We start from the raw sequence: 26,444 nt of genomic DNA on the forward strand, positions 1-26,444 counted from the left end.
CTCACACCGCCAATCCCCAGACTCATGACCGTTAAGAAGGATCCGATGAGTATTTCAAAATCCGAGCCCCGGACCGCGGAAGACAATCCCCGCGCCGAGCACTCCACCGCCCTGCGCGCCGGCAGCGTCGGCGTCATGGGCATTCTCTTCTTTGTTTTGTCCGCCCAGGCGCCATTGACCGGAATCGTCGGGGCGTCGCCGCTGGCCGCGGCCCTCGGCAACGGCCCCGGAGCGCCCGGTGCGTACCTGGTGGTGGGTATCGTCATCGTCATCTTTGCGGTCGGGTTCGTGGCGATGAGCCGCAAGATCCAGGCCAACGGCGCGTTCTACGCCTATGTGACCGCCGCCTTTGGGCGCAAGACCGGAGCGGGAGCCGCGTGGCTCGCGCTCCTGGCCTACAGCACAGTCCAGGCCGCAATGTACGGGCTGTACGGCGCGGCGTTCTCGGGGCTCCTCGGGTCCGCCGGCGTCGTGGTTCCCTGGTGGCTGCTGGCCGTGGTCACGATGGCCGGCGTGCAGATGCTCGGATCCCTCAACATCGAACTTGGTGCGCGCGTCCTGGCGGTACTTGTTGGACTCGAAGTCGCCATCCTGCTCATGTTCGGCATCACTGTGCTGCTGCGGGGCGGCGGCCCGGAGGGAATTTCGCTCGCGGCGTCCTTCTCTCCCGCGGCGATCGCCACCGGAGCCCCGGGCGTCGCCATCATGTTCGCCGTCGCCTCCATGTTCGGCTTCGAATCCACGGCCATCTACTCGGCCGAGGCCAAGGATGCCCACCGCACAGTGGCCCGTGCCACCTACCTGTCGGTGGGGGTCATCTCGGTGTTCTTCGCCTTCATCTCGTGGATGCTGGTCAGCTACTACGGCCCATCGCGCGTCATGGACGCCGCGGGGGCGGCGCTCGAATCAGGCGACTCCACCTCCTTCGTGCTGACACCGATGGTGGAACTCTTCGGGCCGTGGGCCGGGATCGCCACCGGCGTCCTGCTCGTGACCTCGCTGCTGGCCGGCATCATCGCCTTCCACAACGGCATCAACCGCTACCTCCATTCGCTGGCACTGCGCGGGTCCATGCCCGGCGTCGTCGCCCATACCAACCGGCACCGTGCCCCCGCCGTCGCCGCACGGATCCAGACCGTAATCGCGTTCCTGCTCATGGCGCCGTTCGCCCTGCTGTCCCTGGACCCGGTCCTGACCCTCTTTTCCTGGTTCAGCGGGCTGGCCGTGGCCGCGCTCCTGGTCCTGTACATCCTGTGCTCCCTGGCCGTCGTCGCGTATTTCCGGCGCGAAAGAGTGGCCGGCCAGGTCTGGCAGACCAAAGTGGCGCCGATACTCGCCACCCTGCTTCTTGGCTGGGTTCTGTCCCTCGTGGTCAGCAACTTCACGGCGCTGATTGGCGGCAGCACCGAAACGGCCATGGGCCTGCTGACCGCTGTCCCCGTAGTGTTTGCGGCCGGCGTCTTGGTGGAAGTCGGCGTCGAGCGCAAGGCCGCCCGGGCCGGGGTCCCCGCGTAGCGGCCGGCATTAAATGCTGGGGGCGGTGCCGGACGGATCCGGCACCGCCCCTTCTGCAGCCCGCTGGCGGTGCCGGCGGCCGGTGCGGCTGAGCAGCGGCGCCTGCCTGCGGGAGCGGACCGTCGTTTAGGCGCCGCGCCGCCAGTCGCTGGGGGATTCGCCGAAGGCGTCACGGAAAGACCGGCTGAAGTGGGCCGCATCCAGGAAACCCCAGCGCGCGGCCACGGCCCCCACCGGCATGCCGGCCAGGAGCGGATCCCGCAGCTCGCGGCGTGCCCCTTCCAGCCGCTGGGTCCGGATCCAGCTCGCCACGGTGGTCCCGGATTCATGGAAGACGTTGTGCAGGTGCCGTGTGGAAATGAAATGGGCCGCCGCGATGGACGCGGGCGACAGCAGCGGATCGGCCAGCCGGGCGTCGATGTACTCGCGGACGGATGCCGCCAGGAGGGCCTGCGGCCGCATCCGGTCCGCGGACATGTCCAGTTCCGAATGCAGCATCGTGGAAACGAGATCGAGGGCATTCGCGGCAAGGCGGGACCCGCTGGGGCCGCTCAGGGCATCCAGGTTCTCGGCAAGGTGGGCGATGAACGGCCCGACGATTGCGGCGAGGCCTGAGCCGGCGGCCATCCGCACGGCCGAAAGCTCCGCGATGCAGTCCGGCGGCAGGGACAGCGCGTCCCAGGGAAACATCACCACCATGAGCCGGGCGTCGCCCTCGAAGGCAAGCGTGTAGGGGCGGCTGGTGTCATAGATAGAGAGGTCGCCCGGCTGCAGGACGGCCTCGCGGTTGTCCTGGATGAGGAGCCCGGTGCCCTGCATTTGGAGATTGAGCTTGAAATAGCGCTGGTCGGACTGCGCAATGAGCGCCGGCGTGCGGTGGACCTCATGGCTCGTGGAGGACACCTCGACGACCGCCACGCGGTCCAGCCTGCGGGCCCGCAGGCGGCCGCGGAAGTTTTCCGCATTCTTGCTCGACGCGGCCAGGGGAACGAAGGACTCCGCGACGAGGTGCCGCCAGTGGTCGAACGAGGTTGCCGGGCTGGTGCGCAGGGCCTGGCCGGCGGGACTGAAGGAGGGGCGGGCTGCAACTGCGGTCATCGAGGATCCTGACGCCGTCGTATTTCAGGGAGTGTGTCATGGGACACAGTCCTTTCAGGGTAGCGCCGCGGCCCGCCGGTGTCATCTTTTTTCGACAGCTGGCGAAAAAAGATTGCACGCAGGGTCAGCGGGCCAGCAGGGTCAGGAACCCTTCCAGCTGTTCATTCAGCCCGAGCTCCAGCTGGCCTTCCGGGGCGAGCGCCGCCGCGATCTGCGCGCCGAGGAGGAGGTTGAGCAGCTGTCCGGCCAGTGCGGCGTCGTCGACGGCGGTGGCAACTGCGCCGGCCTGCCGCGCCTCGGCAAGGTACTGCCGCATCGCCGCAAGCCACTGTTGCATTGATTCCCGGTGGATCCGGGCCTTGCCGGGATCGTTGATGGCCTTCTGCCAGAACGGAATGACAATCCGGGCCTCGTTGATCCGCTCCTCATCCAGGGGCAGCACCTCGACGCAAAACGCCTTCAGGGCCGCGAGTCCAGCCAGTCCGGCGGTCACCGTCGCGATGCGCTCGTTGGTGCGGTTGAAAACGTGCCCGAATGCGAAGGTCAGCAGGTCATCCTTCGTGGGAAAGTACGGCTTGAGGGCCCCGTTCGCAAAGCCGGCCTCAAGGGCAATTTCCCGCATCGTGGCACTTTCAATGCCGAGCCGGGCGATGATCCGCCACGTGGCGTCGACGAGTTCAAGCCGCCGCTGGTCGTGGTCGACAATCTTTGGCACCGGACAGCTCCCCAGGAATATTTTGCGTCGGACTCTTGTGGCACAGCTTACGTTTCCGTATTCTCTACAACTATAGAAAATAAAGTTCTGACCCGCCAGGGTCCCCGAACGAAGGCCGCCATGATGACCGTACAAACTGACACACGCACCCCGTTTAGTCCGTACAGCCTGGCCGCGGGCGCTGAAATCACGGCAGTTCAAGGCATCCTGCGCTCCGCGGGGCTGCTGGGCGACACCAAACGCATCGCGTACCTGGGCCTGCTGGATCCCGCCAGGAATGCGCCGGAGGGAAGCGAGGACCGCAGGTTCCGGGTCTTCGTCCATGACGTGTCCGGAGGGCGCCCGGCCGACGTGACCGTCTCGGTGTCCAGCAGCGCGGTGATATCCGTCGTCGAGCTGGACACCGCGGTGGCCGGTGAACTCCCCGTCCTGGAGGAAGAGTTCGAGCTCGTCGAGGAGCTTCTGGCCACGGACGAGTGCTGGCTTGAGGCGCTGGCCAACCGCGGCCTGGACGTCAGCAAGGTCCGCGTTGCCCCGCTGTCTGCCGGCGTCTTCGAGTACCCGGAGGAAAAGGGCCGCCGCATCCTTCGCGGGCTGGCTTTCGTGCAGGATTTCCCCGAGGACAGCGCCTGGGCCCACCCCGTGGACGGTCTCGTGGCGTACGTCGATGTGGTCAGCAAGGAAGTCACGCAGGTGCTGGACCTGGGCGCCATGCCGATTCCCGCAGAGCACGGCAACTACACGGACCCTGAGCTCACCGGTCCGCTCCGCACCACGCAGAAACCCATCAACATCACCCAGCCGGAAGGGCCCAGCTTCACCGTCACCGGCGGCAACCACATCGAGTGGGAAAAGTGGAGCCTCGACGTCGGCTTCGATGTCCGCGAAGGGGTAGTACTGCACAACATTGCGTTCCAGGACGGCGACCGGAAACGGAGCATCATCAACCGGGCGTCCATCGCCGAAATGGTGGTCCCGTACGGAGATCCCTCGCCGATCCGGTCCTGGCAGAACTACTTCGACACCGGCGAGTACCTCGTGGGCCAGTACGCCAACTCCCTGGAGCTGGGCTGCGACTGCCTCGGCGAGATCACCTACCTCAGCCCCGTCATCAGCGACGCCTTCGGCAACCCCCGCGAGATCCGCAACGGCATCTGTATGCATGAGGAGGACTGGGGGATCCTGGCCAAGCACAGCGACCTCTGGACGGGCATCAACTACACCCGCCGCAACCGCCGCCTGGTGATCTCCTTCTTCACCACCATCGGCAACTACGACTACGGCTTCTACTGGTACCTCTACCTCGACGGAACCATCGAGTTCGAGGCCAAGGCCACCGGCGTCGTCTTCACCTCCGCCTACCCGGAGGGCGGATCGGCCAACATCTCCCAGCTCGCCCCGGGTCTGGGCGCACCGTTCCACCAGCACCTGTTCAGCGCACGCCTGGACATGGCAATCGACGGTCTCACCAACCGGGTCGAGGAAGAAGACGTGGTCCGGCAGGCGATGGGCGAAGGCAACGAACGCGGCAACGCCTTTTCCCGGAAGCGCACGCTCATTGCCCGCGAATCCGAGGGCGCGCGCGAGGCCGACGCCCGCAACGGCCGGACCTGGGTCATCTCCAACCCGCAGTCACGGAACCGCCTCGGCGAACCCGTGGCGTACAAGCTCCACGCCGAAGGCCAGCCCACCCTGCTGGCGGACCCGGAGTCCTCGATTGCCCGGCGCGCCGCGTTCGCCACGAAGGACCTGTGGGTCACCCGGCACGCCGACGCGGAGCGCTACCCCACCGGCGACTTCGTGAACCAGCATTCCGGGGGAGCGGGGCTGCCGGCCTATGTTGCCCAGGACCGGGACCTGGACGGCCAGGACATCGTGCTCTGGCACACCTTTGGCCTCACGCACTTCCCGCGTCCCGAGGACTGGCCCATCATGCCCGTGGACACAGCCGGCTTCAAGCTGCGCCCGGAAGGCTTCTTTGACCGCAGCCCCGTGCTGGATGTGCCGGCGAATGCACAGCCGGCCGGTGGCCACTGCCACAGCTGAGCCATGACCGTCGCAGGGGGCCTGGGCGGCCGCGCCGGCATCGTCTTCCATTCCCGGATCTGCGCCGCCGTGACAGCGGCGTCGTGCCTGGCGCACCTGTGGCTGGTGGCCGCGAACCAGCACGGGACGTGGCTGAACCTGCTGATGCTCGCCATGGTGGCGGTGTGCCTGCCGTGCGCCGCGCACATCTGGCGGCAGGGACGGGCCGGCGCCCTGCGGCAGGTCATGGCCTCGGCACTGGCGATGACCGGGGTGCACGCGGTCCTGCTCCTCGGGGCCGGAGCCGGCGCCTCGGCACATGTCCACCAGGGCGCGGCCACCGCAGCAGCCGGAGCGGCACCCCCGGGCGCCGGGGCGCTGCTGGCGGTCATTGCGCTGGAAATGACGACGGCGCTGCTCGCCGCGACGCTCCTGGCCCGGCTCCGGGAGCGTCAGGCGTGGGAACGCGCCAGCCACGAACTCAGTCGTTAAACAGCCCGGCCAGGTCCTCCGCCGTGAGTGCCCCACCGGAGAGCGCGTCGCCTTCCATGACGTCGGCGAACAGCTGGGACTTCCGGGCCTTGAGCGCCATGACCTTTTCCTCGATGGTGTCCTTGGCGACGAGCCGGTACACCATGACGTTGCGGGCCTGCCCGATCCGGTGCGTGCGGTCCACTGCCTGCGCCTCCGAGGCCGGGTTCCACCACGGGTCCAGCAGGAACACGTAGTCCGCCTCCGTGAGGTTCAGGCCGAAGCCACCGGCTTTGAGGCTGATCAGGAACACCGGGGCGGCGCCGTTCTTGAACTCATTGACGACGTCGGTGCGGTTGCGGGTGCTGCCGTCGAGATAGCAGAACTCGATGTTCTCCTCGACGAGCCGCTCGCGGACCTTGCCCAGGAACCCGGTGAACTGGCTGAAGATGAGGGCGCGGTGCCCTTCCGCCACCAGGTCCTCCAGCTGTTCGAAGAGCACGTCGAGCTTGCTGGACCGGACCCCCGAGAGCGAGGGATCGATCAGCGAGGGATCCAGGCTGAGCTGCCGCAGCAGCGTGAGGGACTGGAAGATCGTGAAGCGGTTCTTGTTGACGTCGTCGATCAGTCCCAGGATCTTCTGGCGTTCGCGCTGCAGGTGCGTCTGGTAGACCTTCTGGTGCCGCGGGTTCAGCACAACCTCGAGGATCTGCTCCTGCTTGGGCGGAAGGTCGTGGATGACCTGTTCCTTGGTGCGCCGCATCATCAGCGGGCGGACCCGACGCCGGAGCTTGTCCAGCTGGGCCTTGTCGCCGTTCTTTTCAACCGGCTTCTGGTAGGACTCGGCGAACCGCTTCGGGCTGGAGAAGAGCCCCGGCGCCACAATCGAGGTGAGCGCCCAGAACTCCATCAGGTTGTTCTCCAGCGGGGTGCCGGTGATCGCGAGTTTGAACACCGCCGGAAGCTTCCGGGCACACTGGTAGGCCTTGGACTGGTGGTTCTTGACGAACTGGGCCTCGTCCAGGACCAGCCCGGCCCACTCCTTGGAGGCGTAGGCCTCGTAGTCGATCCGGAACAGGGCGTAGGACGTAATGACGATGTCCGCACCGGCCATCGCCTCCGTGGGGCTTGAGCCGCTCTTGGCGAAGGTTTCGCTGATGGCGCGCACGGTCAGACCGGGCGCGAACCGCGCGGTCTCCGCCTCCCAGTTGCCCACGACACTTGTGGGGGCCACCACCAGAAAAGGCGCAGCACCGGGCGCAGCACCGGGCGCAGCGCCAGGCACCGTGGCGGCAGCGCTGCCGTCGGCAGCTGCAGCGGGAGCAACTGCCGCGTCCTTAGCGGCGCAGATCAGCGCCAGCGCCTGCACGGTCTTGCCCAGGCCCATGTCATCGGCCAGTACCCCGCCGAGTCCGTGGCGGTAGAGGAAACTGAGCCAGTTGAAGCCCTCCAGCTGGTACGGGCGAAGCTCGGCATTGAGGGTTGCCGGCAACGGCAGGCCCTTCGCGCCGCCTTCCAGCAGCCCGCCGACAGCCTCGCGCCAGGCCGCGGCCTGCTGGTCCACAATGCCGAGTTGCGCCAGTTCGTCCCAGAGCCCGGCCTGGAATCGGCTGATCTGCAGTGGGGCGTCCTTGTTGTCCTGCAGTTCCCGGGCCTCTTCAATCAGGGCCCGGAGCTGGTGGAGTTCGGGCAGGTCCAGAGAGAAATAGGCCCCGCTGGGGAGCAGCATCTTGGTCTGGCCGGCCGCCAGCGCGGAGAAAACGGCCGCGAAGGACACCGGCTGGCCCTCCAGGGAAATCTGGATGCCCAGGTCGAACCAGTCCCGCTGCTCGGTGGCCTTCGTGGAGATGGACACGACCGGCGCCTCTTCGGCCTCCCGGTAGTCGGCGATTTCGCCGGCCGTGTCCACCGAAACGCCGGGGACCTCGCGGAGCCCCGGGAGCAGCTCCTCGGTGAACGCCAGGGTGTCCAGGCCGCTGAGTTCCGCCGAGGCTGACAGCCGCGGCGTTCCCCAGCCTCCCGTGGCCGACTCGCCTAAGGCTGGAACCACATCCCAGGGCTGCCCGACTGCCTCAAGGATGCGGGCCTCGGCAGGGTCGTCGCGGTAGCCGTGATCGCCGGGGTGGCGCCACAGCGGCTGGGCCGTGACGAGCTTGCCGGACTTGTAATGCCATTCCCAGTGCAGCCGGACCCGGTGGTCGGCGCCGTAGTTGGCCAGCAGCGACAGGGTGGGTACGGCCAGCTGGGGCAGCTCCACGGACTCGTCGGAGGCTGTGACCCGGGCGCTCTGCTTGAGCTTGGGATAGAAGCCGGTCAGGAAACGGCTCTCGTCCCGGGCCGGAATGTGCAGCGTGGTTCCGGCCGTGACGAAGGTCAGGAGTTCCTCACTGAGGCCGCCTTCGAGCGGGGCGAGCGTAATGACGGCGTCCGTCGGTGCGGCTCCGGGCAGTGCGTCCGGGCCGGAGGTCAGGAAGATCCCGTGGGCGGGGCGTCCGATGGTCCCGACGGAGGCCGGATCGACCACCTCCCCCTCAACGGTGATGGTGGGGGCGAGCGACAGCCCGCCGTCGTCCGCGTCGCCGGCAGCCGGCAGCACAACGGTGCCGTCCGCCTCGGCGGGGACCGGCGCGGCGCCGAAGCGGGCCAGGTTGAGCCCGACGGATGCCGGCTGCTCAACGAACCGCACGGGTTCCGCCCCGCGGCTGTGGACGAGGGCGACGCCGATCTTCCGGGCCTGGGCCAGCAGGCTCCACAGGTTCTTGCCAGCGTAGGTGTTCAGGCCCAGCCACAGCCCCGTCCCCGCGTGCTGACGGTTCGCCAGGGCGGTGTGTGACGCGAGGAACTCCTGCATCCACTCGACGTGGGCCTCGTTGCACTCGCGCCGGTAGCTCAGGTAGCTCAGGGTGTTCCAGGAGACGTCGCCGCGGATCCATTTTCCCTTCGCGCCCATGATCACCGGACGGGCCTTAAGCTGGCGGACGCTGCGCAGCGGGTCGCGGCGCCCGGTGTAGGAGAAGTGCGGGGCGGGTTCTTCAATTTCGAACTGGAGTGCCAGCGGGATGCCATTGGTGGACTGCGTGATTCCCGGCTGGGCAATCAGCGGGCTGAGCGCCTGTTCCCAGTCCGGCACGTCAAGCACCGGGGCCGGCCGGGACAGTCGGCTGACGTCGGCGGGGGCCAGCAGCTGGACACGGATCGCAGGGTTGTCCTCGGCCGCGAACAACAGGGCGGCAACATGCTTGCAGTCCTTCCGGACCGGGCAGCTGCACACCCCCACGGTGCAGCTCCAGCCGCCCGCCTTCCGGACCAGCTTCGCCGTCGTCGAATACGGCACATCGGAGCCGCCACGCACCTTGCCGAGCATGAGACCGGTGGCGGCGTCGAAGGACATACCCGAAACGCGGCTCCCCATGGCGTAGGCAAGTCCGGCCGCCAGGGAGCGGTCGTTGATCGCGGGAGTCTGTATTGCCAGTGCCGCACTCTCGTCCGGATGGGATGGCATGTGCGCACTACTTTCAGCAGTTGGTCATCTGATCCATCTTAGCGAGCCTGGCGGGACTCCCCGAACCCATGGGACAAGGGACCACAGTGAGTGCTTCGTCTACTGGACCATGACCGGTGCCGGGCGCGCTGTGTCGAAGAGGCGCGCGGCCAGCCGGAGCAGGTGTGCAGGTGCATCTGCCTCGCCGCCGTCGTTTTTGTGTCCGAGGAACACAACCGTCCCGCTGACGGTCTCCTCGAGATGCAGACCTGCTTCGCGGATCAGCACTTCGGCCCGGACGTTCAGGGGCAGGGGGATGAAGTCTGCCTCGTCGTTCAGATAGGCGTGCCAATCCATGCAACTGATTGCTCCGACGTTTCCTTCAACCAGGGTCTGCCGTGTGGCAAGAGCCGTGTCGATCTCCTCGACGCGAATGGGGTGGCTCAGGCGGGCCGGGATAATCAGGGCGGTACGAGTCTGGCGCATGACCGGGTCTTTCTGTGTTTGAACAATCGACAATTTCCACAGGCCTGAAACGCGGTCCAACCGGAAATCACCCGGTGCCCGGTCGGAGCATTGTGAAACGCCCGGTATCGTCCGCTTGGCGTGCATTTAATCGTTTAGCGCGAACTTGGACCGACGCCCTGGTGGCTTGCGTCTCCGCCTGTCACCGTGACCTGCCTGCCGCTGGTGCATCAGGGCTTAGGTGTCACCTCTGGCTTTTTCGCGGCTTTGCGAACAGCATTTCGCTGGTTTCGTTTTTTGCCTTTTTCTCGGCTCTCTTTTCGAGAATCGACTTTCCCGTTTTCTTGGCATTGACATTTCTGGGAGACTTTCCTGACAATGGAATCACGCCTTTCTAAACGCTATCTACCCATCACCATACCTACTTATATTTTAAATGCCAGTCCACGTGTTTAGGGCGGATTATGGACCGTGCTGGGACCCAAAAGAGCCCGGGATTTAAACGTCCGAACGAAGGCACAACCTGAAGAGCGTTGGCCGGGTCACCCAAACTTCGCCGGACGTTCAGCTGCGGCTCAACCGCAGCGCCGGCGGTGCCACGTACCGTGAAAGGGATCGGAGCACCACCCGCCTTAAGCAGTGAGGATTTTCCATGAGCAACGGCCTTTCCACCACCCTGCCCGCCACCGGTTACGCGACGGTCCTGCCGCGGGCGGTCATCAACGGCAGCGACGCGGACGTCGTTGACGCAAACGTGGACGTGGTCAATGCCATGTACGCGGAGTTGCTCGACATCGAGGAAATCGCGCCGAACGCGCTGCGCAGCTACTACGTCGACTTCTACCTGACGCAGTCGCTGGGCGGCGGGTTCGCCCAGTACGTCTTTACCGCGCCCGAACGCCAGGACATCGACGCCTACATCCGGGCCGGGCTCGAAAGCATGGGGGCCGCCGCTCACCTGGACCTCTTCAACCGCACCGTGGCTGCCTTCGATTCCCTCTCCGAGGAGGAAGCAGACGCGTATCTTGATGGGGACGCGGATCTGGACAGCGGCACGGACGGCGTCCCGGACGTGGTCGGACTCCTGGAAGAGCTCGACAGCGAGTTCGAAACCCTGCTGGAGACCGAAGACATCATCGCGCTGAACGCCGCGTGGCTCCGGGACCTGGCAGACCTCCTGGTCCTGGACGAGGAGGAGCTCGACCGCCACATCGCCGAGCGTGTGTCCCGGATCCCGAACCTGGCGGAGCGCCAGGCCGAGGCCGCTGAAGGTGATCTGCTCGACATGCCGGAATTCGAAATGATCATCCGCGAGCTCTGCGACGTGGCAGGCCACACCCTCCTGAAGATCACCATGGGCGACCCCAACTATGACCACGAGGGCCAGACCACCCTGGCCTGGCATTTCACCACGGACCAGGGCGAGTTCCTCATGCTCGAGGACGAACGCGAAGCGGTCATGATCCACCCGGAGAGCAAGGAGATTCTGGCCGCCGTCGAGTTCGAGGTCGAGGACGACTGAGCCCGAACAACTGCCACCGGCCGCGGCCGGCGGCAGTGATGGCCGGCAGTTAGTACCCGGAGGTGCCGGTGATCATGTCACCTGAGGGGGCCACGAGGTACCAGACGCTGCCCACACCCTGGCCCCGGATGTCCCCGGCCGCCGCATCCTTGGCGTAGTAGTACACGGGCATCCCGTTGATGGTCAGCTGCTTCTTGCCCTCCGGGGTGGCGATGGTGCCCACGGTGCCGGTGACGCCGTCGACCGTTGGCGTGTCACCGGCGGCGAGGGCCGGAGGCCATGCGGCGATGCACCCGCCGGTGCAGGTGCTCGTCCCGGAGTCTTTGACGTCCTTCGTGTAGAAGTAGACGCTCATGCCTTTGCCGTCGACGACGATCCTGCCGGCGGTGGAATCCGCGACCTTGAGATCCGGCCCGGCCGCGGCCGGTGCAGAGGTGGAAGCCGGAGCCGAACCCGCTGCGGCACTGCCGGGCGGCGTCGTGGCGGCCGCCGGCGTCGTGGACGTGGCAGTCCCGCTGGTGCCGGCACAGCCGGAGAGCAGTGCGGCGAGGGCGAAAGCGGACAGGCCAATGCTGAGGTGCTTTTTCATGTGCTGCTCCTTGAGTCGAACCGGCCAACTGGCCAGGCCGGCGCTAACCGTTACGACGCCTCCGGAGGAAGAATGGTTCACAGGACTGCGCCCCGGAACCCGTACGTGAACCGTTCCGGCGATCCGCACGTCATAGGGGGAACAGGCGCACAAACCCACCCGGGGAGGACGGTCATGTCGCTCGACGAAGACGTGGTGGCGGCGATTTACCGCGACCACGGGCCGGCGCTCAGGCGTTTCGTCCTGAGTGCCTGCCGGGATCCGCACATGGCGGACGACGTCGTGCAGGAAACAGTGCTGCGGGTCTGGCAGCAGGCCCCCCAGATCACGGGAAGCCTGCGCAGCTACCTGTTCCGGACGGCCCGCAACATCATGATCGACAACTACCGCAAGGCCCAGCGCCGGCCCCGCGAGGCGACAGAACGGGACCTGGCAGACCCGGCCGACGGCGAGGAACGCGTGGACGAACTCCTCAACCGGGTACTGATGGAAGAGGCGCTGCTCCGGCTCAGCGCGGAGCACCGGGACGTTCTGGTGGCCCTCCATTACCGCCGCTACACCGTGCAGGAGGCATCGGTCAGTTTGAATATCCCCAGCGGAACAGTGAAGTCCCGCGCGTTCTACGCCGTGCGGGCCCTCCGGACGATCCTTGATGAGATGGGGGTGCAGCGGTGAGCGCCACGGACCTGCACCAACTGCTCGGCGCCTACCTGCTCGGCGGGCTGGAACCCGAGGAGGCCGCCGCCTTTGAGCAGCACCTGGGCAGCTGCGCGGACTGCCGGCGTGAGCTGGACGAGCTGGCCAGCCTCCCGGCGCTGCTGGACGCGCTCCCGGTGCCCGACGCCGTCGCCCTCGGCGCCGCTGCCGCCACCACCGGGCGGAAACCGGCGACGCCGGAACCGCCGCCGTCGGGCCCCACGCCTGCCGTCATGCCGCGGCAGCTTCTCGACGAACTGTCCACACGTCGCCGGAGAATACGACGCCGGTGGACCGCAGCGCTCGCCGCAGCGGCAGCGGGCTGCCTGGCTCTCGGAATCCTGGCGGCGCCGCTGGTCAATCAGCCGCCCAAGCCGGACGCCAGCTACTCCGTCCAGGCCGGCGACGGGCTGCAGTTCACGGTGGGGATGGTCAAAAAGACCTGGGGCACTGAGCTCGCCGTCGAAGGCCGGAGCCTCCCGGTGGACGGGACCCTGTCGCTGTGGGTGAAGGCCAGCGACGGCGGCGAAGACCGCGCCTGCGCATGGACGGCAACGCCGAGCGGGAGGGTCAGGATCACCGGAGCCACGCCCCTGCAGCTTGCCAACATAGCCAGCGTTGAGATGCGGAACGGGCAGCAGCAGACCATGGCCGTCATCGCCGTGCCGCGGGAATAACAGCGGCGACGCCCCCGGGACTGGAAAGCCGGCCCGGAGTTTGCAGCTGGTGCGTGCCCTGACTCACACGGCAGGGCGATCACCTCATGAAGCGGGATGACGGACCGTCGTCGTAATTTCCTGCGCCGTGTGAAGCCACGTTGCGCTCTGCGTCCGCAGGTTTCGCCTGGTATTGGGAACCGGAAGCAACGGTGGTTGATTGGGGGAAAGCCTCGAAAGGAAACTGCCATGACGGATCATTCTGACCTGAGCCCGCAACGGCTCCGTCACGTTTTGGGTCATTTCGCCACCGGGTTGACGGTGATCACCGCTGCCACAAGTGACGGCCCTGCCGGGTTTACCTGCCAGTCCTTTTCTTCCCTATCGCTGGAGCCCGCCCTGGTGACTTTCAGCCCGGCCCGGACGTCCTCGACCTGGCCGCTGCTGCGCGGGGCAGGGAAGTTCACAGTGAACATCCTGGCCCAGGAGCATCAGCATCTGGCCGCCCAGTTCGCCCGGTCGGGAACCGAAAAATTCGCCGGAGCCGACCACGCGCCGTCCCCGCTGGGCAACCCTGTGCTGCCCGAGGCCCTGGCCTGGGTGGACTGCGAACTCCATCAGGAATACGACGGCGGCGATCACACGATCGTGGTCGCCGCCGTCCGCTCCCTCAGTGCACGCACGGACGCGGAACCCCTGCTCTTCTACAGGGGCAACTACTACGGCGTTCAGCTCCGCGACGCGCTGCTTCCCGGCGCCGCCTGACCACGGCAGGCACGCCGCCTGCCGTGGTCCCACTGCGCCCGGCTAAACCCGCAGCGGAGCCAGGTCGTTCGGCTTCACTGTTGCTGCGGCCGACAGGTCGCTGAAGGCACCGCGATAGCGCGTTGCGGGGTGGGTTGGCTCCAGCTTCGGGCCACGGCCGAAAACCTTCTCACGCAGCGTGCCCGGCGCGTACTCCGTCTGGGCCAGGCCGCGGCGCTGCAACTCGGGCAGCACGCCCTGGATGAAGTCCGTGTAGGACCCGGGGATGATCTGGTTGATGATGTTCACACCATCGATCCCGGCATCCTGCCAGCGTTCCAGTTCGTCCACAATCTGATCCGGGGTGCCGGCGATCTGCTGGGCCTTGGCACGGTAGCGTGCCAGGTCACCGATCGTAGGCTTGCCGCCGGGCACGGACGCAATGGCGGCTTGAAGAACACCCTGGGCGCCCTCGGTCTCGACGTCGCCCAGCGGGGTATCGAGCGGGAGGCCGCCCAGATCGACGCCGATCCCGCCGCCGATATGCGCGATGATCGTGTGGAGATCCAGGTACTCGTCGTATTCGGCCTGCTTGCGGGCGACCTCTGCCTCGGTGCTGCCGATTACGAAGGACAGTCCGCCAAAGATCTTGACGTCGCCGGCGGCCCGGCCTGCCGCGGCTTCGAGGGCCCGGATCGAGGCAGTTTGTTTCTTGACGTAGTCAACGTTGGGCGCAAAGAGGAAGGTTGCCTCCGCGTTCTCCGCAGCGAATTTCTTGCCGCGGGCGGAACTCCCCGCCTGGAACAGGAACGGCGTGCGCTGCGGGCTGGGTGCGACCAGGTGTGGGCCGTCAATGGAGTAACGGGTCCCGCGGTGGTTGACCTTGTGGACCTTCGACGGATCCGCGTGGATGCCGCGGACCTTGTCGGCCAGCAGTGCGTCGTCGTCCCAGGAACCCTCCCAGAGCTTGTAGACGGCCTCGGTGTATTCCTCGGCCCAGTCGTACCGGTCGTCGTGCGGAGTGAGCCCGGCGTTGCCGAAGTTCCGGTGGGCGTTCTCCAACACACTGGTAACGATGTTCCAGGCGACACGGCCATTGGAAATATGGTCCAGGGTCGACAGCTGACGGGCCAGCTGGAACGGATCCGACTGGATCACCGAGCTCGTCATGGCGAGGCCAATATCCTTGGTCACCGCGGCCAGTGCGGAGCAGAGCACCAGCGGATCGTTCGAGGGGACCTGAAGCCCCCGCTCGACCAGCGAGGCCCAGCCGCCCTCGTGGTCACCGTACAGCCCCACGACGTCGGCGAAGAACATCGCATCGAATTTCGCCTCCTCCAGCTCGCGGGCCAGATCGACCCACAGCTGCAGCTCGTTGAAGCGGTGCTGCTGCGCCTCCGGATGCCGCCACTGGCCCCCCAGGATGTGGGTGGTTGTGTTCATCACGAAAGCGCTCAGGAGCAGCCGGGGACGTTCGTCAAAGGTCCCCATCAGGAATCGCTCCCCTGGCTGGACGTGGTTGCCGGGACCGCGTCGCCGATGCTGTGGAGGCCCGTGGGGATGGTTCCGTTGATGTGATAATCGCCGACGGACCGCGCCTTGAACACCACCGGGTTGTGGGTGGCTACCGTCCGGGCGTTGCGCCAGTGCCGGTCCAGCCCCTTGCCGCGGCTGGTCGACGAAGCGCCGGTGACATCGAACAGCTCATTCGCCGCGGCCAGAACCAGGCCGGGGACGCTCACATGGGCCTGCTGCACCCCCAGCTCGGCCCGGACGAAGGCCGCCTCCACCTCAAGTCCCAGCGAAGGGTCGACGGCGGCATCCAGATCGCGTGCGGCTGCCACCACGATGGACTCGGCGGCGTAGACGCCGGCGGCGATCTGGCCAACGCGTTCCTGGATCAGCGGATCGTCCCGGAACAGCGAACCTGACCCGGTGTTGAACGTGCGGGTGCGCTCGCGGACCAGCTGGCTGGCGTCGCGAAGAGCCGCGTGGCCGATTCCGACGAGTACGGTCAGCAGTGCGAGCTGGAAGAACGCCGGTTCCAGCGTGCTGGTGACCTTGCGCTGGATGATGTCCCCGGCGTCGACCTCCACGTCCGCAAAGATGGCCGTTCCGGTGCCGGTGAGCGGCTGCCCGAACCCGTCCCAGTCGTCAAGGATCGTGACTTTGGGGTCGTTGACGCGGACCAACGCGTACTGGCGGCCCTCACGGCCTTCCGTGCTCGCCATGACCACGACCCAGTCGGCGAAGATGCTGCCCGTTGTGTAGTACTTTTCGCCCTTGAGCAGCCAGCGGCCCTCCTCCTCGCGAAGCTTGGTCTGGGTGGTGCCCAGGGCGTTGCCGGAGCGTTCCGTGGCGGCGTTGCCGAAGATCTCCCCGGCGAGTACGCGGGGGAACCAGCGGTTGCGGAATTCGATGGGCTGCAGCGCAATCGTTTCCACGAACGAGAAGTGGGACCGCAGCAGGTGTGAAACGTTGGAGTCCGCGGCGGCGAGTTCGATCAGCAGCCGGCTCAGGTGCTCATAGCTGACGGGGTCCCCGCCGTGCGCGGCGGGGACCCGGATGGTGGTGAATCCGCTTTCCTTCAGCCAGGCAACGGGCTCGAACGGCAGGACGTGGTTGGACTCGCGTTCCAGGGCACCTTCTGCGATCCGCGCGAAGACATCCTGGAAGCGGGCGGCCAACGCCGCGTAGCGGGCCTCTCCGCTGAGTTCTCTTACTTCTGTCGAGACAGTCATCTTGTTCCTAACGTTGAAGGGGGACTGACGTTCTTAGTGGCCGGTTGCCGCAACGAGGTCGCGCAGGCGGTGGCCAGGGTTGGAATCGAGCAACAGACGTGTGTAGTCGCTTTGCGGGTTGGAGAAGACCTGCGCAGTCGGGCCGACTTCCCGCAGCTGGCCCCGACTCATCACGCCGACGTCTTGGGCGAAGCGTTCAACAACGTGCAGGTCGTGGGAAATGAACAAGTATGAAAGTCCCAGGTCGCGTTGCAGGTTTTCGAGCAGGACCAGAATCTGGGCCTGCGTCAGGACGTCCAGGGCGGAGAGGGCCTCGTCAAGCACGATGGTGCGGGCGCCAAGCGCGAGGGCCCGGGCGATCGCCACGCGCTGGCGCTGGCCGCCGGAGAGTTCCTTGGTCCTGCTGCCGGTGACGCGTGCGGGGAGGTTCACCTGGTCAAGGAGTTCGGCAACCCGGGCACAACGTTCAAGGCGCGACCCGACACGGAAATTCACCAGGGGTTCGGCGACGATGTCTCGAACGGTTAGCCGCGGGTCGAGCGCCGAATCCGGGTTTTGGTACACCAGCTGCAGGGAGCGCCACAGCTCCCGTTTGTCCTTTCCCTGGGTCGACGTGACATCGTTCCCGTGAACCATCACGGTGCCCGACGTCGGGTCCAGCAGCCGCATGATCATGCGGGCCGTTGTGGACTTGCCCGAACCGGATTCGCCGACCAGCGCGAAGGTGGTTCCTTGGCGCACCGCAAAATTGACGTCATCCACGGCGCGGTGTTCAGTCTCGCCCCGGCCGAAGACCTTGGTGAGGCCGCGGACTTCGATCGCAGCAACCGGTTCCTCGCGGGCCGTATCCACGTCGGCCCGGTCAGTCTTAGGGGCGGCAGGATAGGCCTCCCGGAGCAGCCTGACCGTGTAGTCGTCCTCCGGCTGCGCCAGGATGTCGGCGACCGGACGGTCTTCAAGGATCCTGCCCTGCCGCATCACCACGATCCGGTCGGCCAGATCGGTTGCGACGGCCAGGTCATGCGTCACGAAGATGACGGCCGTCCCGTGGTCCCGCGCCAGCCTGCTGAAGACCTCGAGCACCCGGCGCTGCACGGTGACGTCCAGCGCCGAGGTCGGCTCATCCGCAATCAGCAGCTTCGGTCCCAGGCTGAAGGCGATCGCGATCAGGACCCGTTGCTTGAGTCCGCCGGAGAGTTCATGGGGGTACTGCTTCAGCCGCTCCGCGGGGCGGTCGATGCCCACCAGTTCGAAGAGCCGGATGACCTCCGCCCGGATCTCGCTCTTGGAGCGCCTGCCTTCTTCCGGGTGCAGCCGGAAGACCTCGGCCACCTGGGATCCGACCGTCTTCACCGGATCCAGCGACGCGCCGGGATCCTGCGGAACCATGCCGATCTTACGTCCACGGATTTTCTCCATTGCACGTTCAGAAAGCCCGGTCAGCTCAATGCCGTCGAACACGATGGTTCCGGCAGAGACCGCGGCCGCTTCGGGGAGAAGGCCGATGAGCGATTTGGCGAGTGTGCTTTTTCCGGAACCGGATTCACCAACGACGGCAACGATTTCGCCCGGTTTGAGGACCAGCTCGAGTGAATCTGCGGCCACGACCGCCCCTGGTCCGCGGCCGTATTCGACGTGCAATCCGCGCACCTCAAGCAGGGGTCCGGGTTCGGCTTTGGGATTTACTGTGTTGATGGTCATGGGGCTCCTGACTAAAACCGGAAGATCTTGAGAAGTTGGCGTCCGAGACCGGCCAAGAGCACGACCGTTAGCACGATGACCAGGCCCGGCAGGCTGGTCATCCACCACGCGCCAGCGAGGTATTGCCGACCCTCAGAGATCAGCAAGCCCCATTCCGGGGTGGGCGGAGGGGCACCGAAGCCGAGGAAGCCAAGTCCGGAAATTGCGAGAATGGCAGCTCCAAGGTCGACTGCCAGCAGTGCGAGCACCGGGCCGCAGGAGTTCGGCAGGACATGCTTCCAGACGACGGACCAGTACGATCCCCCGTTGAGGAAGGCGGCCTCGACGTAGTCCAGGTTGCGCACGCGCAGGACTTCCGAGCGGACCACGCGGGCGAACGAGGCAATCGAGGCGATGCCCACGCCGACGCCGAGCGAGATTGGTCCGGGCGCGAACGCCGTCACGATGATCAGGGAGATCAGGAATCCCGGCACCGCCAGGAGCACGTCCACGAGGCGCATGGTGCTCGAATCCGCGGCCCGGCCGGCCGTCGCAGCAAACAGGCCCAGGGCCGTTCCCACCACGAATCCGATCAGGACAGCGAGCCCTGCGGTGAGCAGGGTCTGCGAGGTGCCATGCACGACCCTCGCGTAGACATCCCGGCCCAAGTGGTCGGTACCGAACCAGTGCCCGGCACTTGGCGGCTGGAACTTCTGCTTCGGAATGCCGCTGATGGGGTCGAAGGCGCTGAAGAGGCCCGGCAGAAATGCCCACCCCAGGACGATCAGCAACGGAAGGACGGTCAGCCACAGGCCCGCCGAGCGCAGGATGCTTCTTTCGCGCTTTCCCGGGCCAATCGCTGCGGCGCTGCCACCGGCAGGAGGCAGCGCGGCCTCATCAATAGGATCTGTTGGTAGTAGGTTGAGGCTCACAAGGTTCTCCGTTCGGTCTCAGGCAGCCAGTGCTCGTGGCGAGCCGTGGGCACTGCTCTTGAGGATGCGGGGATCCAGCAGCGGATACAGCAGGTCGACGATCAGGTTCACTGCAACGAACGCCGACGCCGTCAGCAGGACCAGGCCCTGGACCAGCGGGACATCCTGGACGGTGACGGCCTGGAGGACCACCGAGCCAAGGCCGGAGCGGGCGAAGACGGTCTCCGTGATGACGGAACCGGCAAGCAGGGTTCCGACCGTGATGCCGGCAATGGTCATTGCCGGACCCGCAGCATTCTTCAGGGCGTGGCGGTAGAAGATCCATGCGGGGGACGCGCCCTTGGCCCGCAGTACGTCGATAAACGGTTGCTCATAGACGTGAGTGATGCTCTTGAGCAGTACCTGCGCGATCGGGGCGGAAACGTGAAGGGCCAGGACAAGGACGGGAACTGCCAGCGATGCAAAGGAACCGTCCGGGAACAGGGACATCACACCGAGCTGGATGGACAGCAGCTGCAGCAGCACCAGCCCGAGCCAGAACACCGGAACCGCTGCGAACAACGGCGGGAGATTGGTGATGAAGCGCTGCAGCGCCGTCGAGCGGCTCAACCAGGCCGCGGCCACGAGGGCCACAGCCAGGACGACGGCCAACACGAAGGCACTGGAGGCCAGCGCCAGGGTGGATCCGGCCACCGCGCCGATGCGGGTCGCCACCGACTGTCCGGAGGCCAGGGAGTACCCGACGTCTCCACCGAGCAACTGCCCAAGCTGGTTGAAATACTGCACCAGCAGGGGCTGGTCGTAGCCGTATTGGGCCTTCATGGCATCAATCGTTGCCTGGTCAGCCGCGGCGTCCGCCGAGAGGAAGATCGTGACCGGATCGCTGGGCAGCAGCTGTATTGCCAGGAAGACGAGCGTGTACGCCAGCCAGATGACAAGCAGTGCCTGTCCGAGGCGCCGCGCAAAGTAAAGACCCATGACGACCTACTTGCCGGTCTTCCAGGCACCCTGGAAAATCGGTGCGGTGCCGGAGGTGAATTCGACGTGTGACAGGCACTGCTTGTCATCTGGCTGGCGTACACGCTCGTCTTCCTGGCAATACAGCTGCTGCCCAGCGATCCGGTCACGATCTTCCTCTCGGCGGACGCCGCGGCTGACCAGGCAACGATTGATGCCATGAAGGCCCAATACGGCTACGACCAGCCCCTGCTGGTGCAGTATTTCAACCAGCTTGGGCAGTTGCTCGGTGGAGACGTCGGGTACTCCCTGGCCTCCGGACAGTCGGTGGCGACCCGCATCGGCGCGGTGGCCGGATCCACCCTGGCGCTGGCCTCCAGTGCCTTCGTGTTGGCCGTCGTCCTGGCTGTGGCCCTCGTGGCCGCGGCCTGGTTGAGCCGCTCGACGGCGCTGCAGCGCTTCATCACAAATCTCCCGCCGTTGTTCGCAGCGGTTCCGGTGTTCTGGCTCGGGCTGGTGCTGCTGCAGCTGCTGTCCATCCAGCTCGGTGTGATGTCCCTGTTCCCGGACGGTTCCTTTGCATCGCTGGCAGTTCCCGTCCTTGTCCTGGCCCTTCACGTTTCCGCCCCGATCGCGCAGGTACTGCTCAAGAGCATCACTCACGTCTATGAGCAACCGTTTATCGACGTACTGCGGGCCAAGGGCGCGTCCCCCGCATGGATCTTCTACCGCCACGCCCTGAAGAATGCTGCGGGTCCGGCAATGACCATTGCCGGCATCACGGTCGGAACCCTGCTTGCCGGTTCCGTCATCACGGAGACCGTCTTCGCCCGCTCCGGCCTTGGCTCGGTGGTCCTCCAGGCCGTCACCGTCCAGGATGTCCCGCTGGTCCAGGGCCTGGTCCTGCTGACGGCGTCGGCGTTCGTTGCAGTGAACCTGATCGTCGACCTGCTGTATCCGCTGCTGGATCCCCGCATCCTCAAGAGCAGTGCCCACGGCTCGCCACGAGCACTGGCTGCCTGAGACCGAACGGAGAACCTTGTGAGCCTCAACCTACTACCAACAGATCCTATTGATGAGGCCGCGCTGCCTCCTGCCGGTGGCAGCGCCGCAGCGATTGGCCCGGGAAAGCGCGAAAGAAGCATCCTGCGCTCGGCGGGCCTGTGGCTGACCGTCCTTCCGTTGCTGATCGTCCTGGGGTGGGCATTTCTGCCGGGCCTCTTCAGCGCCTTCGACCCCATCAGCGGCATTCCGAAGCAGAAGTTCCAGCCGCCAAGTGCCGGGCACTGGTTCGGTACCGACCACTTGGGCCGGGATGTCTACGCGAGGGTCGTGCATGGCACCTCGCAGACCCTGCTCACCGCAGGGCTCGCTGTCCTGATCGGATTCGTGGTGGGAACGGCCCTGGGCCTGTTTGCTGCGACGGCCGGCCGGGCCGCGGATTCGAGCACCATGCGCCTCGTGGACGTGCTCCTGGCGGTGCCGGGATTCCTGATCTCCCTGATCATCGTGACGGCGTTCGCGCCCGGACCAATCTCGCTCGGCGTCGGCGTGGGCATCGCCTCGATTGCCTCGTTCGCCCGCGTGGTCCGCTCGGAAGTCCTGCGCGTGCGCAACCTGGACTACGTCGAGGCCGCCTTCCTCAACGGGGGATCGTACTGGTCCGTCGTCTGGAAGCATGTCCTGCCGAACTCCTGCGGCCCGGTGCTCGCACTGCTGGCAGTCGACCTTGGAGCTGCCATTCTCGCAATTTCCGGACTTGGCTTCCTCGGCTTCGGTGCCCCTCCGCCCACCCCGGAATGGGGCTTGCTGATCTCTGAGGGTCGGCAATACCTCGCTGGCGCGTGGTGGATGACCAGCCTGCCGGGCCTGGTCATCGTGCTAACGGTCGTGCTCTTGGCCGGTCTCGGACGCCAACTTCTCAAGATCTTCCGGTTTTAGTCAGGAGCCCCATGACCATCAACACAGTAAATCCCAAAGCCGAACCCGGACCCCTGCTTGAGGTGCGCGGATTGCACGTCGAATACGGCCGCGGACCAGGGGCGGTCGTGGCCGCAGATTCACTCGAGCTGGTCCTCAAACCGGGCGAAATCGTTGCCGTCGTTGGTGAATCCGGTTCCGGAAAAAGCACACTCGCCAAATCGCTCATCGGCCTTCTCCCCGAAGCGGCCGCGGTCTCTGCCGGAACCATCGTGTTCGACGGCATTGAGCTGACCGGGCTTTCTGAACGTGCAATGGAGAAAATCCGTGGACGTAAGATCGGCATGGTTCCGCAGGATCCCGGCGCGTCGCTGGATCCGGTGAAGACGGTCGGATCCCAGGTGGCCGAGGTCTTCCGGCTGCACCCGGAAGAAGGCAGGCGCTCCAAGAGCGAGATCCGGGCGGAGGTCATCCGGCTCTTCGAACTGGTGGGCATCGACCGCCCCGCGGAGCGGCTGAAGCAGTACCCCCATGAACTCTCCGGCGGACTCAAGCAACGGGTCCTGATCGCGATCGCCTTCAGCCTGGGACCGAAGCTGCTGATTGCGGATGAGCCGACCTCGGCGCTGGACGTCACCGTGCAGCGCCGGGTGCTCGAGGTCTTCAGCAGGCTGGCGCGGGACCACGGGACGGCCGTCATCTTCGTGACGCATGACCTGGCCGTCGCAACCGATCTGGCCGACCGGATCGTGGTGATGCGGCAGGGCAGGATCCTTGAAGACCGTCCGGTCGCCGACATCCTGGCGCAGCCGGAGGACGACTACACGGTCAGGCTGCTCCGGGAGGCCTATCCTGCCGCCCCTAAGACTGACCGGGCCGACGTGGATACGGCCCGCGAGGAACCGGTTGCTGCGATCGAAGTCCGCGGCCTCACCAAGGTCTTCGGCCGGGGCGAGACTGAACACCGCGCCGTGGATGACGTCAATTTTGCGGTGCGCCAAGGAACCACCTTCGCGCTGGTCGGCGAATCCGGTTCGGGCAAGTCCACAACGGCCCGCATGATCATGCGGCTGCTGGACCCGACGTCGGGCACCGTGATGGTTCACGGGAACGATGTCACGTCGACCCAGGGAAAGGACAAACGGGAGCTGTGGCGCTCCCTGCAGCTGGTGTACCAAAACCCGGATTCGGCGCTCGACCCGCGGCTAACCGTTCGAGACATCGTCGCCGAACCCCTGGTGAATTTCCGTGTCGGGTCGCGCCTTGAACGTTGTGCCCGGGTTGCCGAACTCCTTGACCAGGTGAACCTCCCCGCACGCGTCACCGGCAGCAGGACCAAGGAACTCTCCGGCGGCCAGCGCCAGCGCGTGGCGATCGCCCGGGCCCTCGCGCTTGGCGCCCGCACCATCGTGCTTGACGAGGCCCTCTCCGCCCTGGACGTCCTGACGCAGGCCCAGATTCTGGTCCTGCTCGAAAACCTGCAACGCGACCTGGGACTTTCATACTTGTTCATTTCCCACGACCTGCACGTTGTTGAACGCTTCGCCCAAGACGTCGGCGTGATGAGTCGGGGCCAGCTGCGGGAAGTCGGCCCGACTGCGCAGGTCTTCTCCAACCCGCAAAGCGACTACACACGTCTGTTGCTCGATTCCAACCCTGGCCACCGCCTGCGCGACCTCGTTGCGGCAACCGGCCACTAAGAACGTCAGTCCCCCTTCAACGTTAGGAACAAGATGACTGTCTCGACAGAAGTAAGAGAACTCAGCGGAGAGGCCCGCTACGCGGCGTTGGCCGCCCGCTTCCAGGATGTCTTCGCGCGGATCGCAGAAGGTGCCCTGGAACGCGAGTCCAACCACGTCCTGCCGTTCGAGCCCGTTGCCTGGCTGAAGGAAAGCGGATTCACCACCATCCGGGTCCCCGCCGCGCACGGCGGGGACCCCGTCAGCTATGAGCACCTGAGCCGGCTGCTGATCGAACTCGCCGCCGCGGACTCCAACGTTTCACACCTGCTGCGGTCCCACTTCTCGTTCGTGGAAACGATTGCGCTGCAGCCCATCGAATTCCGCAACCGCTGGTTCCCCCGCGTACTCGCCGGGGAGATCTTCGGCAACGCCGCCACGGAACGCTCCGGCAACGCCCTGGGCACCACCCAGACCAAGCTTCGCGAGGAGGAGGGCCGCTGGCTGCTCAAGGGCGAAAAGTACTACACAACGGGCAGCATCTTCGCCGACTGGGTCGTGGTCATGGCGAGCACGGAAGGCCGTGAGGGCCGCCAGTACGCGTTGGTCCGCGTCAACGACCCCAAAGTCACGATCCTTGACGACTGGGACGGGTTCGGGCAGCCGCTCACCGGCACCGGAACGGCCATCTTTGCGGACGTGGAGGTCGACGCCGGGGACATCATCCAGCGCAAGGTCACCAGCACGCTGGAACCGGCGTTCTTCCAGCTCGCACTGCTGACCGTACTCGTCGGAATCGGCCACGCGGCTCTTCGCGACGCCAGCCAGCTGGTCCGCGAGCGCACCCGCACGTTCAACACCGGGTCAGGTTCGCTGTTCCGGGACGATCCGCTGATCCAGGAACGCGTTGGCCAGATCGCCGCCGGCGTCTACGCCGCCGAGTCCATCGTGGTGGCAGCCGCACGCGATCTGGATGCCGCCGTCGACCCTTCGCTGGGACTTGAGGTGGAGGCGGCCTTCGTCCGGGCCGAGCTGGGGGTGCAGCAGGCCCATGTGAGCGTCCCCGGCCTGGTTCTGGCCGCGGCGAATGAGCTGTTCGATGTCACCGGCGCTTCGTCGACCAGCCGCGGCAAGGGGCTGGACCGGCACTGGCGCAACGCCCGGACGGTAGCCACCCACAACCCGGTGGTGTTCAAGGCGCGGTCCGTCGGCGATTATCACATCAACGGAACCATCCCCACGGGCCTCCACAGCATCGGCGACGCGGTCCCGGCAACCACGTCCAGCCAGGGGAGCGATTCCTGATGGGGACCTTTGACGAACGTCCCCGGCTGCTCCTGAGCGCTTTCGTGATGAACACAACCACCCACATCCTGGGGGGCCAGTGGCGGCATCCGGAGGCGCAGCAGCACCGCTTCAACGAGCTGCAGCTGTGGGTCGATCTGGCCCGCGAGCTGGAGGAGGCGAAATTCGATGCGATGTTCTTCGCCGACGTCGTGGGGCTGTACGGTGACCACGAGGGCGGCTGGGCCTCGCTGGTCGAGCGGGGGCTTCAGGTCCCCTCGAACGATCCGCTGGTGCTCTGCTCCGCACTGGCCGCGGTGACCAAGGATATTGGCCTCGCCATGACGAGCTCGGTGATCCAGTCGGATCCGTTCCAGCTGGCCCGTCAGCTGTCGACCCTGGACCATATTTCCAATGGCCGTGTCGCCTGGAACATCGTTACCAGTGTGTTGGAGAACGCCCACCGGAACTTCGGCAACGCCGGGCTCACTCCGCACGACGACCGGTACGACTGGGCCGAGGAATACACCGAGGCCGTCTACAAGCTCTGGGAGGGTTCCTGGGACGACGACGCACTGCTGGCCGACAAGGTCCGCGGCATCCACGCGGATCCGTCGAAGGTCCACAAGGTCAACCACCGCGGGACCCGTTACTCCATTGACGGCCCACACCTGGTCGCACCCAGCCCGCAGCGCACGCCGTTCCTGTTCCAGGCGGGGAGTTCCGCCCGCGGCAAGAAATTCGCTGCGGAGAACGCGGAGGCAACCTTCCTCTTTGCGCCCAACGTTGACTACGTCAAGAAACAAACTGCCTCGATCCGGGCCCTCGAAGCCGCGGCAGGCCGGGCCGCCGGCGACGTCAAGATCTTTGGCGGACTGTCCTTCGTAATCGGCAGCACCGAGGCAGAGGTCGCCCGCAAGCAGGCCGAATACGACGAGTACCTGGATCTCCACACGATCATCGCGCATATCGGCGGCGGGATCGGCGTCGATCTGGGCGGCCTCCCGCTCGATACCCCGCTGGGCGACGTCGAGACCGAGGGCGCCCAGGGTGTTCTTCAAGCCGCCATTGCGTCCGTGCCCGGCGGCAAGCCTACGATCGGTGACCTGGCACGCTACCGTGCCAAGGCCCAGCAGATCGCCGGCACCCCGGATCAGATTGTGGACGAACTGGAACGCTGGCAGGATGCCGGGATCGATGGTGTGAACATCATCAACCAGATCATCCCCGGGTCCTACACGGACTTCATCCAGGGCGTGCTGCCCGAGTTGCAG

22 protein-coding genes are annotated in these 26,444 nt (G+C 66.1%); 12 read left to right on the plus strand and 10 right to left on the minus strand.

Annotated features, from left to right (window positions below; translation table 11 throughout):
• Nucleotides 1-45: 45 nt before the first annotated feature.
• On the plus strand, nucleotides 46-1,515 hold the full coding sequence (locus tag GXK59_RS19470) for an APC family permease (protein ID WP_160663355.1): 1,470 nt from the start codon (nucleotides 46-48) through the stop codon (nucleotides 1,513-1,515).
• 126 nt (nucleotides 1,516-1,641) lie between these two features.
• On the opposite strand, the gene GXK59_RS19475 is transcribed toward GXK59_RS19470, so the two are convergent.
• Together GXK59_RS19475 and GXK59_RS19480 are read right to left on the minus strand one after the other, a co-directional pair.
• Nucleotides 1,642-2,613: a helix-turn-helix domain-containing protein gene (locus tag GXK59_RS19475; RefSeq protein ID WP_160663357.1), complete on the minus strand. Its 972-nt coding sequence runs from the start codon at nucleotides 2,611-2,613 to the stop codon at nucleotides 1,642-1,644.
• Between the two features lie 124 nt (nucleotides 2,614-2,737).
• Complete coding sequence (locus GXK59_RS19480; RefSeq protein WP_160663359.1) at nucleotides 2,738-3,328, minus strand: TetR/AcrR family transcriptional regulator; 591 nt, start codon at nucleotides 3,326-3,328, stop codon at nucleotides 2,738-2,740.
• Nucleotides 3,329-3,448: 120 nt separating this feature from the next.
• On the opposite strand from GXK59_RS19480, the gene GXK59_RS19485 reads away from it, so the two are divergent.
• A complete protein-coding gene (locus tag GXK59_RS19485; protein ID WP_443094251.1) occupies nucleotides 3,449-5,374 on the plus strand; it encodes a primary-amine oxidase in 1,926 nt (641 codons plus the stop codon).
• 3 nt (nucleotides 5,375-5,377) lie between these two features.
• Nucleotides 5,378-5,845, plus strand: a complete 468-nt coding sequence (locus tag GXK59_RS19490; RefSeq protein WP_160663363.1) for a hypothetical protein — start codon at nucleotides 5,378-5,380, stop codon at nucleotides 5,843-5,845.
• Here GXK59_RS19490 and GXK59_RS19495 read toward each other — a convergent pair.
• Together GXK59_RS19495 and GXK59_RS19500 are read right to left on the minus strand one after the other, a co-directional pair.
• Complete coding sequence (locus tag GXK59_RS19495) at nucleotides 5,835-9,326, minus strand: DEAD/DEAH box helicase (RefSeq protein ID WP_160663365.1); 3,492 nt, start codon at nucleotides 9,324-9,326, stop codon at nucleotides 5,835-5,837. The genes GXK59_RS19490 and GXK59_RS19495 overlap by 11 nt on opposite strands.
• 99 nt (nucleotides 9,327-9,425) lie before the next feature.
• Complete coding sequence (locus tag GXK59_RS19500; RefSeq protein WP_160663367.1) at nucleotides 9,426-9,791, minus strand: DUF3846 domain-containing protein; 366 nt, start codon at nucleotides 9,789-9,791, stop codon at nucleotides 9,426-9,428.
• 631 nt (nucleotides 9,792-10,422) lie between these two features.
• Between GXK59_RS19500 and GXK59_RS19505 the strand changes: the two genes are divergently transcribed.
• Nucleotides 10,423-11,292: a DMP19 family protein gene (locus tag GXK59_RS19505; RefSeq protein ID WP_237393709.1), complete on the plus strand. Its 870-nt coding sequence runs from the start codon at nucleotides 10,423-10,425 to the stop codon at nucleotides 11,290-11,292.
• Nucleotides 11,293-11,341: 49 nt separating this feature from the next.
• Here GXK59_RS19505 and GXK59_RS19510 read toward each other — a convergent pair whose 3' ends face one another.
• Nucleotides 11,342-11,881, minus strand: coding sequence for a COG4315 family predicted lipoprotein (locus GXK59_RS19510; protein ID WP_160663369.1), 540 nt, complete (start codon nucleotides 11,879-11,881; stop codon nucleotides 11,342-11,344).
• A gap of 174 nt (nucleotides 11,882-12,055) precedes the next feature.
• On the opposite strand from GXK59_RS19510, the gene GXK59_RS19515 reads away from it, so the two are divergent.
• The 3 genes from GXK59_RS19515 (at nucleotide 12,056) to GXK59_RS19525 (ending at nucleotide 13,998) form a co-directional block, all read left to right on the plus strand.
• Nucleotides 12,056-12,556 (plus strand): sigma-70 family RNA polymerase sigma factor, encoded by a 501-nt coding sequence (locus tag GXK59_RS19515; RefSeq protein WP_160663371.1) that lies wholly within the window; start codon nucleotides 12,056-12,058, stop codon nucleotides 12,554-12,556.
• A complete protein-coding gene (locus GXK59_RS19520; RefSeq protein ID WP_160663373.1) occupies nucleotides 12,553-13,254 on the plus strand; it encodes an anti-sigma factor family protein in 702 nt (233 codons plus the stop codon). The genes GXK59_RS19515 and GXK59_RS19520 overlap by 4 nt, the downstream gene beginning before the upstream one ends.
• A gap of 228 nt (nucleotides 13,255-13,482) precedes the next feature.
• Entirely contained in the window at nucleotides 13,483-13,998 is a 516-nt protein-coding gene (locus GXK59_RS19525; RefSeq protein ID WP_160663375.1) for a flavin reductase family protein, read from the plus strand.
• 42 nt (nucleotides 13,999-14,040) lie between these two features.
• Here GXK59_RS19525 and GXK59_RS19530 read toward each other — a convergent pair whose 3' ends face one another.
• Genes GXK59_RS19530 through GXK59_RS19550 form a run of 5 tightly spaced genes read right to left on the minus strand, consistent with a single transcriptional unit; the run spans nucleotide 14,041 to nucleotide 20,308 of the window.
• Complete coding sequence (locus GXK59_RS19530) at nucleotides 14,041-15,468, minus strand: NtaA/DmoA family FMN-dependent monooxygenase (protein ID WP_160663377.1); 1,428 nt, start codon at nucleotides 15,466-15,468, stop codon at nucleotides 14,041-14,043.
• Complete coding sequence (locus tag GXK59_RS19535; RefSeq protein WP_160663379.1) at nucleotides 15,468-16,718, minus strand: acyl-CoA dehydrogenase family protein; 1,251 nt, start codon at nucleotides 16,716-16,718, stop codon at nucleotides 15,468-15,470. The genes GXK59_RS19530 and GXK59_RS19535 overlap by 1 nt, the downstream gene beginning before the upstream one ends.
• Before the next feature lie 33 nt (nucleotides 16,719-16,751).
• A complete protein-coding gene (locus GXK59_RS19540; protein WP_160663381.1) occupies nucleotides 16,752-18,419 on the minus strand; it encodes a dipeptide ABC transporter ATP-binding protein in 1,668 nt (555 codons plus the stop codon).
• Nucleotides 18,420-18,430: 11 nt separating this feature from the next.
• Nucleotides 18,431-19,330 carry an ABC transporter permease gene (locus tag GXK59_RS19545; protein ID WP_237393710.1) on the minus strand — a complete coding sequence of 300 codons (900 nt, stop codon included), beginning with the start codon at nucleotides 19,328-19,330 and terminating at the stop codon, nucleotides 18,431-18,433.
• An 18-nt stretch (nucleotides 19,331-19,348) separates the two neighbouring features.
• Nucleotides 19,349-20,308, minus strand: coding sequence for an ABC transporter permease (locus GXK59_RS19550; protein WP_160663383.1), 960 nt, complete (start codon nucleotides 20,306-20,308; stop codon nucleotides 19,349-19,351).
• A gap of 198 nt (nucleotides 20,309-20,506) precedes the next feature.
• Here GXK59_RS19550 and GXK59_RS19555 point away from each other — a divergent pair, with 198 nt between their 5' ends.
• The 5 genes from GXK59_RS19555 to GXK59_RS19575 all read left to right on the plus strand — a co-directional run.
• Nucleotides 20,507-21,310, plus strand: coding sequence for an ABC transporter permease (locus tag GXK59_RS19555; protein ID WP_237394031.1), 804 nt, complete (start codon nucleotides 20,507-20,509; stop codon nucleotides 21,308-21,310).
• Between the two features lie 18 nt (nucleotides 21,311-21,328).
• Nucleotides 21,329-22,228 (plus strand): ABC transporter permease, encoded by a 900-nt coding sequence (locus GXK59_RS19560; RefSeq protein WP_237393710.1) that lies wholly within the window; start codon nucleotides 21,329-21,331, stop codon nucleotides 22,226-22,228.
• Nucleotides 22,229-22,239: 11 nt separating this feature from the next.
• Nucleotides 22,240-23,907, plus strand: coding sequence for a dipeptide ABC transporter ATP-binding protein (locus tag GXK59_RS19565; RefSeq protein ID WP_160663381.1), 1,668 nt, complete (start codon nucleotides 22,240-22,242; stop codon nucleotides 23,905-23,907).
• 33 nt (nucleotides 23,908-23,940) lie between these two features.
• Nucleotides 23,941-25,191: an acyl-CoA dehydrogenase family protein gene (locus GXK59_RS19570; RefSeq protein WP_160663379.1), complete on the plus strand. Its 1,251-nt coding sequence runs from the start codon at nucleotides 23,941-23,943 to the stop codon at nucleotides 25,189-25,191.
• Nucleotides 25,191-26,444: NtaA/DmoA family FMN-dependent monooxygenase (locus tag GXK59_RS19575; protein WP_160669272.1), on the plus strand; the 1,254-nt coding region annotated here is incomplete at its 3' end. The genes GXK59_RS19570 and GXK59_RS19575, both read left to right, overlap by 1 nt.

The organism is Pseudarthrobacter sp. ATCC 49987 (assembly GCF_009928425.1).
In the GTDB taxonomy this organism is placed as follows: domain Bacteria; phylum Actinomycetota; class Actinomycetes; order Actinomycetales; family Micrococcaceae; genus Arthrobacter.

Bases quoted from the DNA above. Each gene is read 5' to 3' on its own strand.
- GXK59_RS19470 (WP_160663355.1), top strand. From the start codon at position 46: ATGAGTATTTCAAAATCCGAGCCCCGGACCGCGGAAGACAATCCCCGC.
- GXK59_RS19475 (WP_160663357.1), bottom strand. From the start codon at position 2,613: ATGACCGCAGTTGCAGCCCGCCCCTCCTTCAGTCCCGCCGGCCAGGCC.
- GXK59_RS19485 (WP_443094251.1), top strand. From the start codon at position 3,449: ATGATGACCGTACAAACTGACACACGCACCCCGTTTAGTCCGTACAGC.
- GXK59_RS19490 (WP_160663363.1), top strand. From the start codon at position 5,378: ATGACCGTCGCAGGGGGCCTGGGCGGCCGCGCCGGCATCGTCTTCCAT.
- GXK59_RS19495 (WP_160663365.1), bottom strand. From the start codon at position 9,326: ATGCCATCCCATCCGGACGAGAGTGCGGCACTGGCAATACAGACTCCC.
- GXK59_RS19500 (WP_160663367.1), bottom strand. From the start codon at position 9,791: ATGCGCCAGACTCGTACCGCCCTGATTATCCCGGCCCGCCTGAGCCAC.
- GXK59_RS19505 (WP_237393709.1), top strand. From the start codon at position 10,423: ATGAGCAACGGCCTTTCCACCACCCTGCCCGCCACCGGTTACGCGACG.
- GXK59_RS19510 (WP_160663369.1), bottom strand. From the start codon at position 11,881: ATGAAAAAGCACCTCAGCATTGGCCTGTCCGCTTTCGCCCTCGCCGCA.
- GXK59_RS19515 (WP_160663371.1), top strand. From the start codon at position 12,056: ATGTCGCTCGACGAAGACGTGGTGGCGGCGATTTACCGCGACCACGGG.
- GXK59_RS19525 (WP_160663375.1), top strand. From the start codon at position 13,483: ATGACGGATCATTCTGACCTGAGCCCGCAACGGCTCCGTCACGTTTTG.
- GXK59_RS19530 (WP_160663377.1), bottom strand. From the start codon at position 15,468: ATGGGGACCTTTGACGAACGTCCCCGGCTGCTCCTGAGCGCTTTCGTG.
- GXK59_RS19535 (WP_160663379.1), bottom strand. From the start codon at position 16,718: ATGACTGTCTCGACAGAAGTAAGAGAACTCAGCGGAGAGGCCCGCTAC.
- GXK59_RS19540 (WP_160663381.1), bottom strand. From the start codon at position 18,419: ATGACCATCAACACAGTAAATCCCAAAGCCGAACCCGGACCCCTGCTT.
- GXK59_RS19550 (WP_160663383.1), bottom strand. From the start codon at position 20,308: ATGGGTCTTTACTTTGCGCGGCGCCTCGGACAGGCACTGCTTGTCATC.
- GXK59_RS19555 (WP_237394031.1), top strand. From the start codon at position 20,507: ATGAAGGCCCAATACGGCTACGACCAGCCCCTGCTGGTGCAGTATTTC.
- GXK59_RS19565 (WP_160663381.1), top strand. From the start codon at position 22,240: ATGACCATCAACACAGTAAATCCCAAAGCCGAACCCGGACCCCTGCTT.
- GXK59_RS19570 (WP_160663379.1), top strand. From the start codon at position 23,941: ATGACTGTCTCGACAGAAGTAAGAGAACTCAGCGGAGAGGCCCGCTAC.